Annotated in this window: 1 protein-coding gene; it reads right to left on the reverse strand. The window is 39.0% G+C overall.

All coding sequences use genetic code 11. The annotated features are described in order from the left end of the window. Window positions 1-174: 174 nt before the first annotated feature. Entirely contained in the window at window positions 175-612 is a 438-nt protein-coding gene (locus GO493_RS30770) for a transposase (RefSeq protein ID WP_317165479.1), read from the reverse strand. Between the last annotated feature and the right edge of the window lie 14 nt (window positions 613-626).

Here is a 626-nt window from a genome sequence, read left to right on the forward strand (position 1 = left end):
GAAAAAATAGCACTTACTAATGACCATATCTTATCTTTGAAATCTTAAAACGCTCTTTCTTTTTTGGCTCTTCTTAGAGGGGATACCATCACCGGTACGAGGGGGTATCATCACCGGAATTTACACACCAAAAAAGAAAAGGCTTTAAGTCATTGGACTTGAGGCCTTTTTAGTTTAGAGTAATTTTGGATCAAGTTGAAAACTTGGGGGATTTGTGCGATCAAGCATAAATTTTAGATAGCCTGAACAGGCAAGGGTTTTAAATGATGGCAGCCCTGCATCTTCCACATCGTTGTACCATAATGCTAACTTTTTGAAGGCTTGTTCTTTACTCGTACAATGACGAAAAACTTCTCCCAAACATAATGACAGCTGATACCCTTTATGGATAACGGGATATCTGGTGAACAAAAGCTCTGCTCTTTGTCTCTGTTCACGTGTCCATGCTCCCGGATGCTTAAATAGTAAATAACGGCTTCGCGCCAGTAACTGTTTAAGGCTATTGTAAATGGTAAATAATAATGCAGCGATTTCAGTAAGAATGAATGCAACAAATTCGGTAACAATACTGCAGCAAAAACGGCAACAATGGTACAGCAAAATCGGTAACAATTGCTACACAATCC

Origin of the sequence: Chitinophaga tropicalis, from assembly GCF_009758205.1 — a bacterium.
Classification (GTDB): Bacteria; Bacteroidota; Bacteroidia; order Chitinophagales; family Chitinophagaceae; genus Chitinophaga; species Chitinophaga tropicalis.